11 protein-coding genes are annotated in these 15,325 nt (G+C 74.7%); 8 read left to right on the top strand and 3 right to left on the bottom strand.

Going from position 1 to position 15,325, the window contains the following annotated elements:
* Positions 1-96 precede the first annotated feature (96 nt).
* The 3 genes from ACGF5G_RS22145 to ACGF5G_RS22135 all read right to left on the bottom strand — a co-directional run bounded on the left by ACGF5G_RS22145 (position 97) and on the right by ACGF5G_RS22135 (position 6,750).
* Positions 97-1,020 (bottom strand): RNA polymerase sigma-70 factor, encoded by a 924-nt coding sequence (locus ACGF5G_RS22145; RefSeq protein ID WP_393265506.1) that lies wholly within the window; start codon positions 1,018-1,020, stop codon positions 97-99.
* Positions 1,021-1,079: 59 nt separating this feature from the next.
* Positions 1,080-1,823 carry an SDR family oxidoreductase gene (locus ACGF5G_RS22140; protein ID WP_393265504.1) on the bottom strand — a complete coding sequence of 248 codons (744 nt, stop codon included), beginning with the start codon at positions 1,821-1,823 and terminating at the stop codon, positions 1,080-1,082.
* Between the two features lie 142 nt (positions 1,824-1,965).
* Positions 1,966-6,750 (bottom strand): DEAD/DEAH box helicase, encoded by a 4,785-nt coding sequence (locus ACGF5G_RS22135; RefSeq protein ID WP_393265501.1) that lies wholly within the window; start codon positions 6,748-6,750, stop codon positions 1,966-1,968.
* 150 nt (positions 6,751-6,900) lie between these two features.
* Between ACGF5G_RS22135 and ACGF5G_RS22130 the strand changes: the two genes are divergently transcribed.
* The 8 genes from ACGF5G_RS22130 to ACGF5G_RS22095 all read left to right on the top strand — a co-directional run bounded on the left by ACGF5G_RS22130 (position 6,901) and on the right by ACGF5G_RS22095 (position 15,264).
* Positions 6,901-7,287: a hypothetical protein gene (locus tag ACGF5G_RS22130; RefSeq protein ID WP_393265499.1), complete on the top strand. Its 387-nt coding sequence runs from the start codon at positions 6,901-6,903 to the stop codon at positions 7,285-7,287.
* A 177-nt stretch (positions 7,288-7,464) separates the two neighbouring features.
* Positions 7,465-10,299 (top strand): Na+/H+ antiporter subunit A, encoded by a 2,835-nt coding sequence (locus ACGF5G_RS22125; RefSeq protein ID WP_393265497.1) that lies wholly within the window; start codon positions 7,465-7,467, stop codon positions 10,297-10,299.
* Positions 10,296-10,775: a Na(+)/H(+) antiporter subunit C gene (locus tag ACGF5G_RS22120; RefSeq protein ID WP_393265495.1), complete on the top strand. Its 480-nt coding sequence runs from the start codon at positions 10,296-10,298 to the stop codon at positions 10,773-10,775. Before ACGF5G_RS22125 ends, ACGF5G_RS22120 begins: the two co-directional genes overlap by 4 nt.
* Positions 10,776-10,800: 25 nt before the next feature.
* Positions 10,801-12,306, top strand: a complete 1,506-nt coding sequence (locus ACGF5G_RS22115; protein ID WP_393265493.1) for a Na+/H+ antiporter subunit D — start codon at positions 10,801-10,803, stop codon at positions 12,304-12,306.
* A complete protein-coding gene (locus tag ACGF5G_RS22110; RefSeq protein ID WP_393265490.1) occupies positions 12,303-12,887 on the top strand; it encodes a Na+/H+ antiporter subunit E in 585 nt (194 codons plus the stop codon). The genes ACGF5G_RS22115 and ACGF5G_RS22110 overlap by 4 nt, the downstream gene beginning before the upstream one ends.
* Complete coding sequence (locus ACGF5G_RS22105) at positions 12,884-13,153, top strand: monovalent cation/H+ antiporter complex subunit F (RefSeq protein ID WP_393265488.1); 270 nt, start codon at positions 12,884-12,886, stop codon at positions 13,151-13,153. The genes ACGF5G_RS22110 and ACGF5G_RS22105 overlap by 4 nt, the downstream gene beginning before the upstream one ends.
* Positions 13,153-13,485, top strand: a complete 333-nt coding sequence (mnhG, locus tag ACGF5G_RS22100; protein WP_393265486.1) for a monovalent cation/H(+) antiporter subunit G — start codon at positions 13,153-13,155, stop codon at positions 13,483-13,485. Before ACGF5G_RS22105 ends, mnhG begins: the two co-directional genes overlap by 1 nt.
* A 186-nt stretch (positions 13,486-13,671) precedes the next feature.
* Entirely contained in the window at positions 13,672-15,264 is a 1,593-nt protein-coding gene (locus tag ACGF5G_RS22095; RefSeq protein WP_393265483.1) for a M28 family peptidase, read from the top strand.
* Positions 15,265-15,325 lie beyond the last annotated feature (61 nt).

Here is a 15,325-nt window from a genome sequence, read left to right as displayed (position 1 = left end):
TTTCCTGCGGTGCGGTGGCCGGTGCCGGCTGCGCGTCAGCGACTCCGACGTCGACGATGGCGGAGCCGCCACCCATCCGGCGGCCTCGGCCTCACGTCACTCCGTGGGCCGGCGAGCCTGGTGAAACCTGCGGGCGACCGCCCAGGCGTCGGCCACCGAACCCAGGTGCTGGAGCTTGGCGGGGTTGATCACCAAGCGGATCGCCTGGATCTGCCCGTCGAGGATGTCGAGCGCCAAGGTGTTGACCGCCTTGTCGTCCCGGTCGCGGAAGATCGCGCCCGGCTGGCCGTTCACCTCGTGTGGCTCGAGGACGCCGCCGATCCGGACCATCGGCGCAGCGGCCGCGGCGAGCACCCGGGCCACGTTGTCGGCGCCGATGATGGCCCGGGGCAGTTGCGGGGCCTTGCCACCGCCGTCGCTGATCATCTGCACGTCGGCGGCGAGGAGTTCCCGTAGCCCGTCGAGATCGCCTTCCCTGAAGGCGTCGAAGAAGCGCTCGGCGAGTTCCTCGCGCTCCCTGCGGTCTGCCTCGAACCGGGGCCGGCCCGCGTCCATGTGGCGGCGCGCCCGCACCGCGAGCTGGCGGCAGGCCGCCTCCGAGCGGCCCACCGTCGACGCGATCTCCCCGAAGCCGAACCCGAACACCTCCCGCAGCACGAAGACCGCGCGCTCGAGCGGACTGAGCCGCTCGAGCAGCAACAGCGCCGCCATCGACACCGAGTCGGCCAGCTCCGCCGACCGCTCCGGATCCTCGTACGGGTCGGCCAGCAGCGGTTCGGGCAACCACTGCCCGACGTACTCCTCCCGCCGTAGGCGGGCCGAGCGCAGCACGTTGATCGCGACCCGGGTGACCACGGCCGAGAGAAACGCCTTGGTCGACGTGGGTCGTGTCGGGGAGGTCTCGTAGCGCAGCCAGGTCTCCTGGACCGCGTCCTCGGCCTCGCTCACGCTGCCGAGAATCCGGTAGGCGATCGCGAACAGCAGCGCCCGCAGTTCTTCGAACTCCTCGGCCCGGGTCACGCCGGCTCCTCCTTGAGGCACTGCCGCCCCGACGCTTCGCGCCTCTCCGCCGACTTCGGTCACCACGGGGCGGGGCCGTTGCGATCGATGAAGATTCCGGTCGGCCCGTCGGCATCGATCATCGCGAGTTTGACGATCGAGTCGGTGCCCTCAGTGACGGTCAGCTGACCGGTGTGATTGTTCATGTCGGTCGCGGCGAACTTGCGAGCGGCGATCTCCCCGGGAGTGGCGATGTTGAACTTGATCTCCGGAAGCGCCTGGGCGTACCGGACGGTGATCATGTTCAGGGCGTATTTCGACGAGCTGTAGGCAAGCTCGTGCATCTTCGAGACGGGCTGGTCCGGATCGGTCACGACCGTCATGGACCCGGCACCACTGGACACCATGACCACCCGCGGATTCTTCGCCGCCCGCAGCAGGGGAAGGAAGGCGTGCGTGACCCTGATCGGTCCGTACACGTTCGTGTCGTAGACGGAGTGAACTTCGTCGGCCGTCGCGTCCGCTGGCGCGACACCGTTCCCGCTGGCGCCCGCGTTGTTGATCAACACGTCCAGCCGGTCGGTGTGCTCCCGCACACGTCGTACGGCGGCGGTCACCGACTCCTCCGACGTCACGTCGAGCGGGACCATGATCACGTTCGCGCCGCCGGCGGTCAGCCTGTCGGCGGCTGCTCGTCCTCGACCCTGGTCACGCGAGCCGAGGAAGATCGTCCAGCCCTGCTCCCCGAGCCGCCGGGCGGCCTCGAGACCAAGTCCTTTGTTGCCTCCGGTGATCAACACAGAGGTCTGTTCCGAGTTCGTCATACCCCCGAGACACATACGCCGGCCCGGCTGTGACACGGTGAGCGCCGCGTCACAACCACTCCACCAGGAGCCTTGCACGGCTGCCGCCCCGCCACCACGTCCCGCGTCGACGCAGTCGCCGGTCATGGGGCCCGGGTGCGGTTCAGCCGCGCAGGCGCAGGCCGCGTGGGGTGGCCCGGAAGCCGGCGGCGGTGAGCGCGTCGCGCAGCGGCGAGGAGCGCACCGCCCCGCCGTCGGCCCGCTCGACCGACATCGCCCCCAGTGCGCCGGAGTGGACCGCGTCGGCGAGTGCCTTGCCGGCCGCCGCCAGCGTGTCGGCGTCGTCGCTGAAGGAGAGGATGGTCCGCCCGCCGCGCTCGACGTAGAGCGCCAGGTCGCCAGCGACCAGCACCACCAGGGCGCCGGCCTTGCGCCCCGCCCGGTGCCCGGTCGCCGGGGCGGCCCCGTCGCCCGAGTCGACCACCCGTTCCGGCCAGGGCAGCGCCGCCCCGTACGGGTTGGCCGGGTCCGTCGCGGCGAGCACCAGGGTGGGCCCGCCGCGCCCCCGCCCGCCGTCGGCCGGCTCCGCCAGCGCCCGGATCCGGTCCACCGCGCCCGGCACCGCGAACTGCGCCGCACCCAGCCCCTCGACGAAGTAGCCCCGCCGGGCCGCGCCGCGCTCCTCGAGCGCGGAGAGCACCGGATAGACCGCCGCGAACCCGCCGGCCACCTGCTCGGCCACGACCGCCCCCCGGGTCACCACGCCGTGCCGTTCGAGCAACACGTCGGCCAGGGCGGCGGCGCGGCGGGTGGGGTCGGTGTCGCGTTCCGGCAGGCGCGACCAGCGCCCGGCAACGGTCGGCGGGCCGCCTCGGGTCGGCAGGGCCACCCGCCCGGGGCGGCGGTAGCGGGTGCGCGGCGCGGTCGGGCGAGACCGGTGCGCCCCGCCGGCGCCGAGCACCGCCCGCAGCGGGGCCAGGGTGTCGTTGGTGAGCTGGCCGGCCCAGACCAGATCCCAGACGACCGCGGTCAACGCGGCGTCGTCCGTCGAGCCCACCCGGTCGGACAGCGACCGGAAGAACAACGCCTGCCCGTCGCCGAGCGCCTCCAGCACCGCGTCGTGCAGCGGGGTGCGGGTGAGCGCCTCGTCGGGCGGGGGCAGCAGCAGCGGGGCGGCGTCCGCGTACGCGAGGGTGACCCAGCCGTCCCCGCCGGAGATCGCCCCCGAGCCGGCCCAGAGCACCTCGCCGCTGGCGCACAGCTCGTCGAGCTGGGCGGGGGAGTAGTCGGCGACCCGGCCGGGCAGCACCAGGCGTTCCAGGGCCGACGCCGGCACCGCCGCCCCCTGGAGCTGCTCGACCGCCGCGGCCAGCGCCTCCACGCCGCGCGCCGACGAGCCGACCTGCTGCCACCGGGGCAGGAACGCGGCCAGCGCGCGGGGCGGCACCGGCTCGATCTCCCGGCGTAGCGCGGCGAGGGACCGGCGGCGCAGCAGGCGCAGCACCTCCGCGTCGCACCACTGGGCGCCGGCCGTGTCCGGGGTGAACTCGCCGGAGACGACCCGGCCGGTGGCGGCGAGCCGGCGCAGCGCCTGCTCCACCACGGCCACCCCGAGCCCGAGCCGGGCGGCGCAGGTGGCGGCCGCGAACGGGCCGTGCGTACGCGCGTAGCGGGCGACCAGGTCGCCCAGCGGGTCGGCCACCGGGGCGAGGTACGCCTCGGCGACCCCGACCGGCAGGGCCACGCCGAGGGCGTCGCGCAGCCGGGCCGCGTCCTCGACGCCCACCCAGCGCTCCTCGCCGGCGATGCGCACCCGCAGCACCCGGCGGGCGGCCGCCAGCCCGGTCAGCCATTCCACGGGCGCGCCCCGCTCGGCCAGCTCGGCCTCGGACAGGTCGCCGACCACCCGGAGCAGCTCGACCACGTCCTCCGCGTCGCGCGGGCGGCGCTGCTCGGTCAGCCAGCGCAGCTGCCGTTCGGTCTCGGCCAGCACCGCCGGGTCGAGCAGCTCGCGCAGGTCGACGCGGCCGAGCAGCTCGCCGAGCAGGGCCGAGTCCAGCGCCAGCGCGGCCGCCCGTCGCTCCGCGAGGGGGGCGTCGCCCTCGTAGAGGAAGGCCCCGACGTAGCCGAACAGCAGCGACCGGGCGAACGGCGACGGCTGGGCGGTCTCCACCTCGACCAGGCGTACCTTGCGGGCGGCCAGGTCGCGCATCAGCTCCGCCAGCGCGGGCTGGTCGAAGACGTCCTGGAGGCACTCCCGGGCGGCCTCGAGGGTGACCGGGAAGTCGGCGTACTCGCGGGCGACGTCGAGCAGCTGGGCGGCGCGCTGGCGCTGCTGCCACAGCGGCTGGCGGCGGCGCGGGTCGCGGCGGGGCAGCAGCAGCGACCGGGCGGCGCACTCCCGGAACCGGGACGCGAACAGCGCGGAGGTGCCGACGGACTCCTCGACGAGCTGTGCGATCTCCTCCGGCTCGAAGACCACCACGTCCGCGCCCGGCGGCTCGTCGGCCGTGTCCGGCAGGCGGACGACGATGCCGTCGTCGGACGGCATCACCTGGGCGTCCACGCCGTAGCGCTCGGTGAGCCGGCGGCCGATCGCCAGCGCCCACGGCCCGTTGACCCGGGCGCCGAGCACGCTGTGGACGGCCAGCCGCCAGTCGCCCAGCTCGTCGCGGAAGCGCTCGACCACCACGGTGCGGTCGTCGGGCAGGGACCGGGTGGCCTCCTTCTGCTCGCGCAGGTAGGCCATCAGGTTGCCGGCGGCCCAGTCGTCGAGCCCGCCGGCCCGCAGCGTGGCGACGGCGGACCTGTCGTCCTGCCGCAGCAGGGCGCGGACCCTGGCGCCGATGGCCCGGCCCAGCTCGACGGGCCGGCCGAGCTGGTCGCCCTTCCAGAAGGGCATCTTCGCCGCCTGCCCGGGGGCTGGGGAGACCAGCACCCGGTCGGGCGTGATCTCCTCGATCCGCCAGGACGAGGAGCCGAGCAGGAACACGTCGCCGACCCGCGACTCGTAGACCATCTCCTCGTCCAGCTCGCCGACCCGGGCGGCCCGTTCGGCGCCGGCCAGGAAGACGCCGAAGAGCCCCCGGTCGGGGATGGTGCCGCCGCTGGTCACCGCGAGCCGCTGCGCGCCGGGCCGGCCGGTGAGCGTGTCGGTGGCGCGGTCCCAGACCAGCCGGGGCCGCAGCTCGGCGAACGCGGTGGACGGGTAGCGGCCGGAGAGCATGTCGAGCACGGCGTGCAGGGCCGAGTCGGGCAGCTCGGCGAAGGGCGCCGCCCGGCGGACCAGGACGGCCAGGTCGCCGACGTGCCACGGCTCCAGCGCGACCATGGCGACGATCTGCTGGGCGAGCACGTCGAGCGGGTTGCGCGGGTAGTGCAGCTCCTCGATGGCGCCGCCGCCCATCCGCTCGGCCACGACGGTGCAGGACAGCAGGTCGCCCCGGTGCTTGGGAAAGACGACGCCCCGGGAGACCGCGCCGACCTGGTGCCCGGCCCGACCCACCCGCTGCAGGCCGGCGGCCACGCTGGGCGGCGCCTCGATCTGCACGACCAGGTCGACCGCGCCCATGTCGATGCCCAGCTCGAGGCTGGAGGTGGCCACCACGGCGGGCAGCTGGCCGGACTTGAGCGCCTCCTCGATGTGCTTGCGTTCCTCCCGGGAGACGCTGCCGTGGTGGGCTCGGGCGATCACGGTCGGCGCGCCGGCCGCCCCACCGGCCTGGGCCATCATCTCCGCTGGAGTGCGGCGCGCCGGGCCGCCCCACGTGCCGGTGCCCCGGTCCGGGCCGGTGGGGCCGCCCCACGTGCCGGTGCCCCGGTCCGGGCCGGTGGGGCCGCCCCACGCGCCGGTGCCCCGGTCCGCACCGGCGGGCCCGCCCCGTGCGCCCCTGCCCCGGTCCGGGCCGGTGGGGCCGTCCCACGCGTCGGCCTCCCGGGCCGGCACGGCCCGGTCGTCCCCGGCGCCGGGGACGGCGGGCGGGCCGGCCAACTCGTCGGCGGCCAGCTCGTTGAGCCGCGCGCAGAGCCGCTCGGCGGAGCGCCGCGAGTTGGTGAAGACGATGGTCGAGCGGTGCGCCCGGATCAGGGAGAAGACGCGCTCCTCGACCGCCGGCCAGATCGACGCCCGGCGCGGCCCGGGCCCACCGAGGTCGTCCTCCGGCGGCTCCTGCTCGTCGAGGCGGGTCATGTCCTCCACCGGGACCTGGACGCTGACCTCGATCGTCTTGGCGGTGGGCGGGGCGACGACGTCGACGGGCCGGGCGCCGCCGAGGAAGCGGGCGCACGCGTCGACCGGCCGGACCGTGGCGGACAGGCCGATCCGCTGCGCCGGCGCGGGCAGCAACCCGTCGAGGCGCTCCAGGGAGAGCGCGAGGTGCGCCCCGCGCTTGGTGCCGGCCACCGCGTGCACCTCGTCGAGGATGACCGTCTCGACGCCGCGCAGGGAGTCGCGGGCGGCGGAGGTCAGCAGCAGGAACAGCGACTCGGGCGTGGTGATGAGGATGTCGGGCGGGGTGCGGGCGAACGCGCGCCGCTCGTCGGCCGGGGTGTCGCCGGTGCGCATCCCCACGGTGATCTCCGGCGGGGCGACGCCCAACCGGGTGGCGGCCTGCCGGATCCCGGCCAGCGGCGTGCGCAGGTTGCGCTCGACGTCGACCGCGAGCGCCTTGAGCGGGCTGACGTAGAGCACCCGGCACCGGTGCCGGCGGTCGGCCGGGGCCGGCTCGCGGGCCAGCCGGTCGAGCGACCAGAGGAACGCGGCGAGCGTCTTGCCGGAGCCGGTGGGCGCCACCACCAGCGCGTTGCGGCCGGCGGCGACGGAACTCCAGGCACCGGCCTGGGCGGCGGTGGGCGCGGCGAAGGCGGCGGTGAACCATTCCCGGGTGGCCGCGCCGAAACCCGCCATCGCATCCGTCACGCCATCCATCCTGCCCCGGCCGTCTGACATCCGTTCCCCTGGCGGGCGCTGATGTGTCCTGGTCCGGCTCATACGCGATGGTTGTGCCGTTGAATGCGTTAAGTCTTACTTAACTGCTTGCTTGTAGCGTGCAACGTAAAGTAACTTCACTCGGGAGCCGGCCGGGGTGGAGGGGATCGGATGACCGTCGAGGAGCGGAGCTTCGAGCCCGGCACCGACGTGCTCATCCGCAAGGTCGACAGCCATCTCGCCGCCGTCCGCGCCGGTCTCGCCGGGCCGGAGCTGGAGCTGGCCGAGCGGCTGGCCGCGGCGCTGCGGGAGCTGGTCGTCTCCACCGCCCAGGCCAGCGCCGCCGACCGGGGCCAGGTGCGTGCCGCGGTGCACTACTTCGTGCTGCGCCGGGAGAGCCGGGGCCGGCTGCTGTCGGTGCGGTCGCTCGCCGCCGCCCAGCGGGTGGTCAACAAGGTGGTGCTCCAGCTCGACCGCCCCGACCTGCTGGTGGAGACCCGCCGGGAGCGCCCCGCCCGGGAGCCCGCCGTCCCCGCCGCCGACATCACCGTCGGCTGACCGCGCCGCACCACGCCCTTCGGCCCCGCACCGGGCAGTCCACGGGAGAACGGCAAAGCCGGCCAAGGGTACGAATTCCCGCAAAACGGCCCGACGGGCGGTCATCTGGCGTCTGATCGCACCTAGGTGCCGGCCCACCTCCGGCGCGCGCCGCTGCCACCTCGACCGGGAGTGCGGGTGCTCGTACTGCTGATCCTCCACCTCGTGGCGGCCCTCCTGGCGCCGCTGCTGGTCCGGCGGTGGGGTCCGCGTGCCTGCTACGCGCTGGCGCTGGCGCCAGCCGCCGCCGTCGGCTGGGCGCTGGCCCGCACGCCGGCCGTCCGCGACGGCGGGGCGGTGGTGGAGACGTACCCGTGGATCCGGCAGCTCGGGCTCGACCTGGCGCTGCGGCTGACCACCCTGTCCTGGCTGATGACCCTGCTCGTCGGCGGCGTCGGCGCGCTGGTCCTCGTCTACAGCGCCCGCTACTTCGGCCCCGGGTCGGTCGGGATGGCCCGGTTCGCGGCCGTGCTGGTGGCCTTCGCCGGGGCGATGCTCGGGCTCGTCCTCGCCGACGACCTGCTGCTGCTCTACGTCTGCTGGGAGCTGACCACGATCTTCTCGTACCTGCTGATCGGGCACAGCACGGAGCGGCGTGCCAGCCGCTGGGCGGCCGCCCAGGCGCTGACCGTGACCACTCTCGGCGGGCTGGCCATGCTGGTCGGGTTCATCATGCTCGGCCACCACGCCGGCAGCTACCGGTGGTCCGAGATCGCTGCCGGTCCGCTGCCCGGCGGGGCGTACCTGGTCACGGCGGTGCTGCTGATCCTGGCCGGGGCGCTGTCCAAGTCGGCGGTGCTGCCGTTCAGCTCCTGGCTGCCGGTGGCGATGGCGGCCCCCACGCCGGTGAGCGCGTACCTGCACGCCGCCGCGATGGTGAAGGCCGGCGTCTACCTGATCGGGCTGCTCGCCCCGGTGCTGGCGGGCGTCGGCCCGTGGCGGCCGGTGGTGGTGGTCGCCGGCCTGGCGACCATGCTGGCGGGCGGCTGGGCGGCGCTGCGGCAGACCGACCTGAAGCTGCTGCTGGCGTACGGCACGGTCAGCCAGCTCGGCCTGCTCGCCGTGGTCGTCGGGGCGGGCACCCCGGACGCCGCGCTGGCCGGCGTGGCCATGCTGCTGGCCCACGCCCTGTTCAAGGCGGCGCTGTTCCTCGTCGTCGGCATCGTCGACCACGATGCCGGCACCCGCGACCTGCGGGAGTTGTCCGGCCTGGGCCGGCGGGCGCCGCTGCTGGCCACCGTCGCGGTGCTCGCCGCCGCGTCGATGGCCGGCCTGCCGCCGCTGGTCGGCTTCGTCGCGAAGGAGGCCGTGCTGGCCGCCTTCACCGACCGGCCGGTGGTGCTCGCCGTGCTGGTGGCCGGCACCGCGCTCACCGTCGCCTACAGCGCCCGGTTCGTCTGGGGCGCGTTCGCCACCCGGCCCGGCGTGGAGCCGTCCGACCCGGGGCGGATCGCCGTGCCGATGCTTGCCCCGCCGGCCCTGCTGGCCGTCCTCGGGCTGGTCGCCGGCCCGGCCGCCGGGATCCTCGACGGCCTGCTCGCCCCGTACGCCGAACTCTTCGGCACGGTCGGCGGGCACCTGGCGCTGTGGCACGGCCTCAGCCCCGCGCTCGGCTTCTCCGCCCTCGCCGTGGCCGGCGGCGCGGCGCTGCACGCGCTGCGCGGCCCCCTCGCCCCGGCGCTGGCCCGGCTGCACGTCCCGGTCAGCGGCAACCAGGGGTACGAGTGGGTCATCGGCCGGTTCGACCGGCTGGCCATCGAGGTCACCAGCGTTACCCAGCGGGGTTCGCTGCCGCAGTACCTCGGGATCATCCTGCTCGCCCTCACGGTGCTGCCCGGTGGGGCGATGCTGGCCACCCGGCCGTGGCGGGACCGGATCGACCTCTGGGACAGCCCGTTGCAGGTCGTGGTGGTGGCCGTGGTGACCGTGGCGGCGGTGCTCGGGGTGGGCGCCCGGCGACGGCTGACGGCGATGCTGCTGGTGGGGATGACGGGCTACGGCAGCGCGATGCTCTTCGTGCTCTACGGCGCGCCGGACCTGGCGCTGACGCAGTTCCTCGTGGAGACCGCGACCATCGCGGTGTTCGTACTGGTGCTGCGCCGGCTGCCCGAGCGGTTCTCGGCCCGCCCGCGCCGGCGCCGCTGGGTGCGCCGGGCGATCGGCGTGGCGGCCGGCGTGGTGGCGGCCGGGCTGGCGCTGACCGCCGCGGCGGCCCGGAACGCGCCCACCATCTCCGACGCCTTCCCCGACCTCGCCGTCAGCCAGGGGTGCGGCCGCAACGTGGTCAACGTGACCCTCGTCGACATCCGGGCCTGGGACACGATGGGGGAGCTGGCGGTGCTGGTGGTGGCCGCGACCGGCGTGGCCAGCCTGATCTTCCAGCGGTCCCGGACGGGGCCGCGTCCCCGCCGCCCCGAGCCGTCCGGTCCGGCGCGCCGGCCGGGCCGCCCGGTCTGGCTGCGCGGCGGCGCGACCCTGCACGAGCGGCGGCGTTCCATCGTGCTGGAGGTGGTCACCCGGCTGATCTTCCACACCGTGGTGGTCTTCTCCCTGTTCCTGCTCTTCTCCGGCCACAACGCCCCGGGCGGCGGGTTCGCCGGCGGCCTGGTGGCGAGCCTGGCGCTGGTCGTGCGCTACCTGGCCGGCGGCCGCGACGAGCTGGCCGAGGCCGCGCCGGTCGGCGCCGGCACGGTGCTCGGCGCCGGCCTCCTCGTCTCGATCGGCACCGGGGTGGTCGCGCTGCTCGCGGGCGGATCGGTGCTCGAGAGCGCCCGGATCGACCTGTGGCTGCCGCTGATCGGCGACTTCTACCTGGTCACGTCCCTCTTCTTCGACGTCGGGGTCTACCTCGTCGTGGTCGGGCTGGTGCTGGACATCCTGCGCAGTCTCGGCGCCGAGGTGGACCGGCACATCGAGGCGGCCAGCGCGTCCGGCGGCGGGCTGCGCGTCGACCGGGGCGGGGAGCGGACGTGAGGCCGGGGGTGGAGGGACCGACCCTGGTGCTGGTCGTCGCCGTCGGCGTGCTGGTCGGCTGCGGGGTCACCCTGCTGCTGGAGCGCAGCCTGACCCGGATCCTGCTCGGCGTCATCCTGCTCGGCAACGGGGTCAACGCGCTCATCCTGATGGGTGGGCGGGCGGGCGCCGCCCCGGTGGTCGGCGCCGCGCCCGCCGGCCGGCTGAGTGACGCGCTGCCGCAGGCCATGATCCTCACCGCGATCGTGATCACCTTCGGGCTGACCGCGTTCCTGCTGGCCGTGAGCTACCGCAGCTGGTACCTGACCGGCGACGACGAGGTCCCCGACGACATCGAGGACCGGCAGATCAGGCGGGCGGCGGAGCGCAACGAGGTGGCCACCGCCGACCTCGGCGGCGAGGGCCCGGACGCCGACCCCGAGCAGGTCGACCCCGAGCTGCCGCGCCGGCTCCGGCCCGGGGACGGTCCCGGATGACCGGGTACGCGGACGGGATCGCCCCGTGAACGCCCTCGTGCCGCTGCCGGTGGTGGTGCCGCTGCTGGGCGCGGCGCTGACCCTGCTGCTGGCCCGGTGGCCGGGGCTGCAACGGGTGGTCAGCGTGGCCTGCCTCGCCGGCACGCTGGCGGTGGCGGCGCTGCTGCTGGTGCAGGCGTACCGGCACGGGCCGGTGGTGGTGCAGGTCGGCGGGTGGCCGGCACCGGTGGGCATCGTGCTGGTCGCCGACCAGTTGGCCGCGCTGATGCTGGTGGTCTCGTCGGCGGTGACGCTGTGCGTGCTGCTCTACTCCGTCGGGCAGGGCCAGGGGGACTTCGGTGAGACCGTTCCCGTGACCATCTACCACCCCACCTACCTGGTGCTGACCGCCGGCGTGACGAACGCGTTCCTCGCGGGCGACCTGTTCAACCTCTTCGTCGGGTTCGAGATCCTGCTGGCCGCGAGCTTCGTGCTGATCACCCTCGGCGGCACCGAGACGCGGATCCGCACCGGCTCGACGTACGTGGTGGTCAGCATCCTCTCCTCGATGCTGTTCCTCACCGCGGTGGGCCTCGTGTACGCGGCCACCGGCACGCTGAACATGGCCCAGCTCGCCCACCGGCTGGACGTCCTGCCGGACGGCGTACGGCTCAGTCTGCAGCTGATGCTGCTGCTCGCCTTCGGGGTCAAGGCGGCGGTCTTCCCGCTCTCGGCGTGGCTGCCGGACAGCTATCCGACCGCACCGGCCCCGGTCACGGCGGTCTTCGCCGGCCTGCTCACCAAGGTCGGCGTCTACGCGATCATCCGGACCGAGACGCTGCTCTTCCCCGACGGCCAGGTGGCCGGGCTGCTGATGGTGGTGGCCGGGCTGACCATGGTGGTCGGCATCCTCGGCGCGGTGGCCCAGTCCGACATGAAGCGGCTCTTCTCGTTCACCCTGGTCAGCCACATCGGCTACATGATCTTCGGGGTGGCGCTGAGCACCGTGGCCGGGCTGTCCGGCGCGATCTTCTACGTGGTGCACCACATCACCATCCAGACCACGCTGTTCCTGGTCGCCGGGCTGGTCGAGGAGCGGGCGGGCAGCACCGACCTGCGCCGCCTCGGCGGGCTGGCCCGGGTGGCGCCGTTGCTCGGGACGCTCTTCTTCGTGCCGGCCATGAACCTCGCCGGCGTGCCGCCGTTCTCCGGGTTCCTCGGCAAGCTCGGCCTGCTCCAGGCCGGGGTGGCGGCCGGCGGCCCGCTGCCCGGCGCGCTGGTCGCGGCCGGCGCCGTGACCAGCCTGCTCACCCTCTACGTGGCCTCGCGGGTGTGGAACATCGCCTTCTGGCGCGCCCCCCGGCTGGCCACCGCCGAGCCGGCGGTCCGGCTCCCCCGGCTGATGGTCGGCGCGACGGTCGCGCTGGTCGCGCTGGGGCTGGTGCTGACCGTCGTCGCCGGGCCGCTCTTCGACGTCACCGCCGACGCGGCCGTCGACCTGCGCGAACGCACCCCGTACATCCGTTCCGTGCTGCCCGGCGGTGCCCCGTGAACCCGGAGTCCGGCGCGTCGCCTCGGGAGCGGGCGGCGAGGTGGCGGGACCAACTGATCGCCCTCGGCTGGCTGGTGCTGGTCTGGAGCCTGCTCTGGGGCAAGTTCTCCTGGGGCAACCTGGTCGGCGGGGTGCTGGTGGCCGGGGCGGTGCTGCTGTTCTTCCCGCTGCCGCCGGTCACCTTCGGCGGGCGGCTGCGCCCCGGGCCGCTGCTGGTCTTCCTGGTGCGTTTCGTCGGCGAGCTGGTCAGCGCCAGCCTGCACGTCGCCCGGATCGCGGTGCAGCCGGGCTACCGGCCGCGGGGCGCGATCATCGCGGTTCGGCTGCGCGTGCGTACCGACCTGAATCTGGCGCTCACCGCCGAGGCGGTCTCGTTGGTGCCGGGCACCCTGATCGTCGAGGTGGACCGGGACGCCGGGGTCCTCTACGTGCACGTGCTCGACGTCCACGGCCCGCAGGACCTGACCGACAGCCGGGAGCGGATCCTCGCCGTCGAGCGGCGGATCGTCCGGGCGGTGGGCTCCACCGCGGAGCTGCGCCAGGTGGCCACCGATCCCGTCGAGAGGGGCTCTGGACCGTGACCGCGTTCCTCGTCGTCGTCCTCACCGTCCTGTTCTCGGTGACCGCGCTGCTCGCGCTGGCCCGGCTCTACCGGGGGCCGTCCCTGATCGACCGCGTGGTCGCCGCCGACATGCTGCTCGCCACCATGGTCGGCGCCGTCGGCGCCGAGGCGGCGGTGAACCGCCACGCCAGCACCCTGCCGGTGCTGGTGGTGCTCTCCCTGCTCGGCTTCGTCGGCTCGGTGTCGCTGGTCCGCTTCGCCGTCCGCGAGAAGGAGGAGGGGTGATGTTCGGCACCGTCGCCGACTGGGTCGGCGCCGGCTGCCTGGTGGCCGGCGCGCTGCTGAGTCTCGCCGCCGGCATCGGGGTGCTGCGCTTCCCGGCCACGCTGGACCGGATGCACGCGGCCACCAAGCCGCAGGTGCTCGGGGTGCTGCTCCTGCTGCTCGGCGTGGCCCTGCGACTGCGCGCCCCGGCCGACCTGGGCATGGTGGCCCTGGTCGGGATCTTCCAGCTGGCGACCGCTCCGGTGGCCGCGCAGATGATCGGCCGGGCCGCCTACCGCGCCGGCCGGGTGGACCCCGACCTCCTCGACGCCGACGAGCTCGCCGACCGCTGACGTGCGCCGTCCGCACCGCCGGGCCGCGGGCGTCCCAATTCGGGGAATGCGGCGATTCTGAGTCTTGCGTCTTGCCGGGTGGCCGGTCCCGCTGCACGCTTCGCAATGATGGCTATCGATCGATGGCCGTCCCCGGTGACCACCCACCCGGCGGGAGCCGGACCCCGCCCCCCACCCGGAGGACCCATGAGACCTCGTACCCCCCGCTCCGCCTGGCTGGCCGCGGTGGCCGTGGCGGCGGCGGCCCTGACCGCCTCCTCGGCGACCGTCGCGCCCACCGGAGCGGCCGGCGCCGCCGCCCCGGCCGCTCCCGCCGCTCCCGCCGCCCGTGCCGGCGGGTCCGCGGCGCTGGCCGCGCCCGACGTCCCGCTGGCCAACGTGAAGGCACACCTGTCCCAGTTCCAGTCCATCGCCACCGCCAACGGCGGCAACCGGGCGCACGGCCGCCCCGGCTACCTCGCCTCCGTCAACTACGTCAAAGGCCAGCTCGACGCGGCCGGGTTCAGCACCGTGGTGCAGTCGTTCACCTACAACGGCGCCACCGGCTACAACCTGATCGCCGACTGGCCCGGCGGCGACCCGAACCAGGTGGTCATGACCGGGGCGCACCTGGACAGCGTCTCCGCCGGTCCCGGCATCAACGACAACGGCTCCGGCTCGGCGGCGATCCTGGAGACCGCCCTCGCGGTGGCCCGCAGCGGCCTCACCCCCACGAAGCACCTGCGCTTCGGTTGGTGGGGCGCCGAGGAACTGGGGCTGCGCGGCTCGCAGTACTACGTGAACAACCTGCCGTCGACCGAGCGCACCAAGATCAAGCAGTACCTCAACTTCGACATGGTCGGCTCGCCCAACGCCGGTTACTTCGTCTACGACGGCGACAACTCCGACGGGGTGGGCTCCGGGCCGGGCCCGGCCGGCTCGGCGCAGATCGAGCAGACCATCCAGGCGTACTTCACCTCGATCGGCGTGCCCACCCGGGGCACCGACTTCGACGGCCGCAGCGACTACGGGCCGTTCATCAACGTCGGCATCCCGGCCGGCGGCACCTTCACCGGGGCCGAGGGGATCAAGTCCAGCACCCACGCCTCGCTCTGGGGCGGCACGGCCGGCCAGGCGTTCGACCCGTGCTACCACCGGTCCTGCGACACCACCGCCAACATCAACGACACCGCGCTGGACCGCAACGCCGACGCGATCGCGTACACGGTGTGGGCGCTGGCCGGGGCCGGGGCCCCGCCGGGCAGCACGGTCTGGAGCGACACCTTCGAGACCGCGACCGGATGGACCGCGAACCCGGCCGGCACCGACACCGCCACCCTCGGCCGGTGGGAGCGCGGCGACCCCGCGGCCACCAGCTCCGGCGTGGCCACCCAGCTCGGCACAACCGTCAGCGGCAGCTACGACCTGGTCACCGGGCCGCTCGCCGGCAGCAGCGCCGGGGCGTACGACCTCGACGGCGGGGTGAGCACCATCCAGTCGCCGGCGATCACGCTGCCGTCGACCGGCACGCTGACCCTCTCGTTCTCCTGGTACCTGGCCCACCTGAACAACGCCAGCAGCGCCGACTACCTGCGCGTGCGGGTGGTGGGCAGCGGCACCGTCACGGCGCTGAACGTGACCGGGGCCGCGACCGACCGGGCGGCGGCCTGGCAGAGCGCCGGCGTTGACGTCTCGGCCCTGCGGGGACAGACCGTACGGATCGTCGTCGACGCGGCGGATGCCAGCGGCGCCAGCCTCGTCGAGGCGGCCGTGGACGACGTGCGGATCACCCAGAGCTGAGCCGGCACGGCCCCCTGTCCACGCCGGGTGACGGCCCCCTGTCCACGCCGGGTAACCGGAC

The organism is Micromonospora sp. NPDC047730, assembly GCF_043204765.1.
Lineage (GTDB): Bacteria > Actinomycetota > Actinomycetes > Mycobacteriales > Micromonosporaceae > Micromonospora.
This window is presented reverse-complemented; position numbering and strand designations above follow the sequence as displayed.

Coding starts and splice junctions, on each gene's coding strand:
- ACGF5G_RS22140 (WP_393265504.1), bottom strand. CDS start 1,823: ATGACGAACTCGGAACAGACCTCTGTGTTGATCACCGGAGGCAACAAA.
- ACGF5G_RS22135 (WP_393265501.1), bottom strand. CDS start 6,750: ATGTCAGACGGCCGGGGCAGGATGGATGGCGTGACGGATGCGATGGCG.
- ACGF5G_RS22130 (WP_393265499.1), top strand. CDS start 6,901: ATGACCGTCGAGGAGCGGAGCTTCGAGCCCGGCACCGACGTGCTCATC.
- mnhG (WP_393265486.1), top strand. CDS start 13,153: ATGTTCGGCACCGTCGCCGACTGGGTCGGCGCCGGCTGCCTGGTGGCC.
- ACGF5G_RS22095 (WP_393265483.1), top strand. CDS start 13,672: ATGAGACCTCGTACCCCCCGCTCCGCCTGGCTGGCCGCGGTGGCCGTG.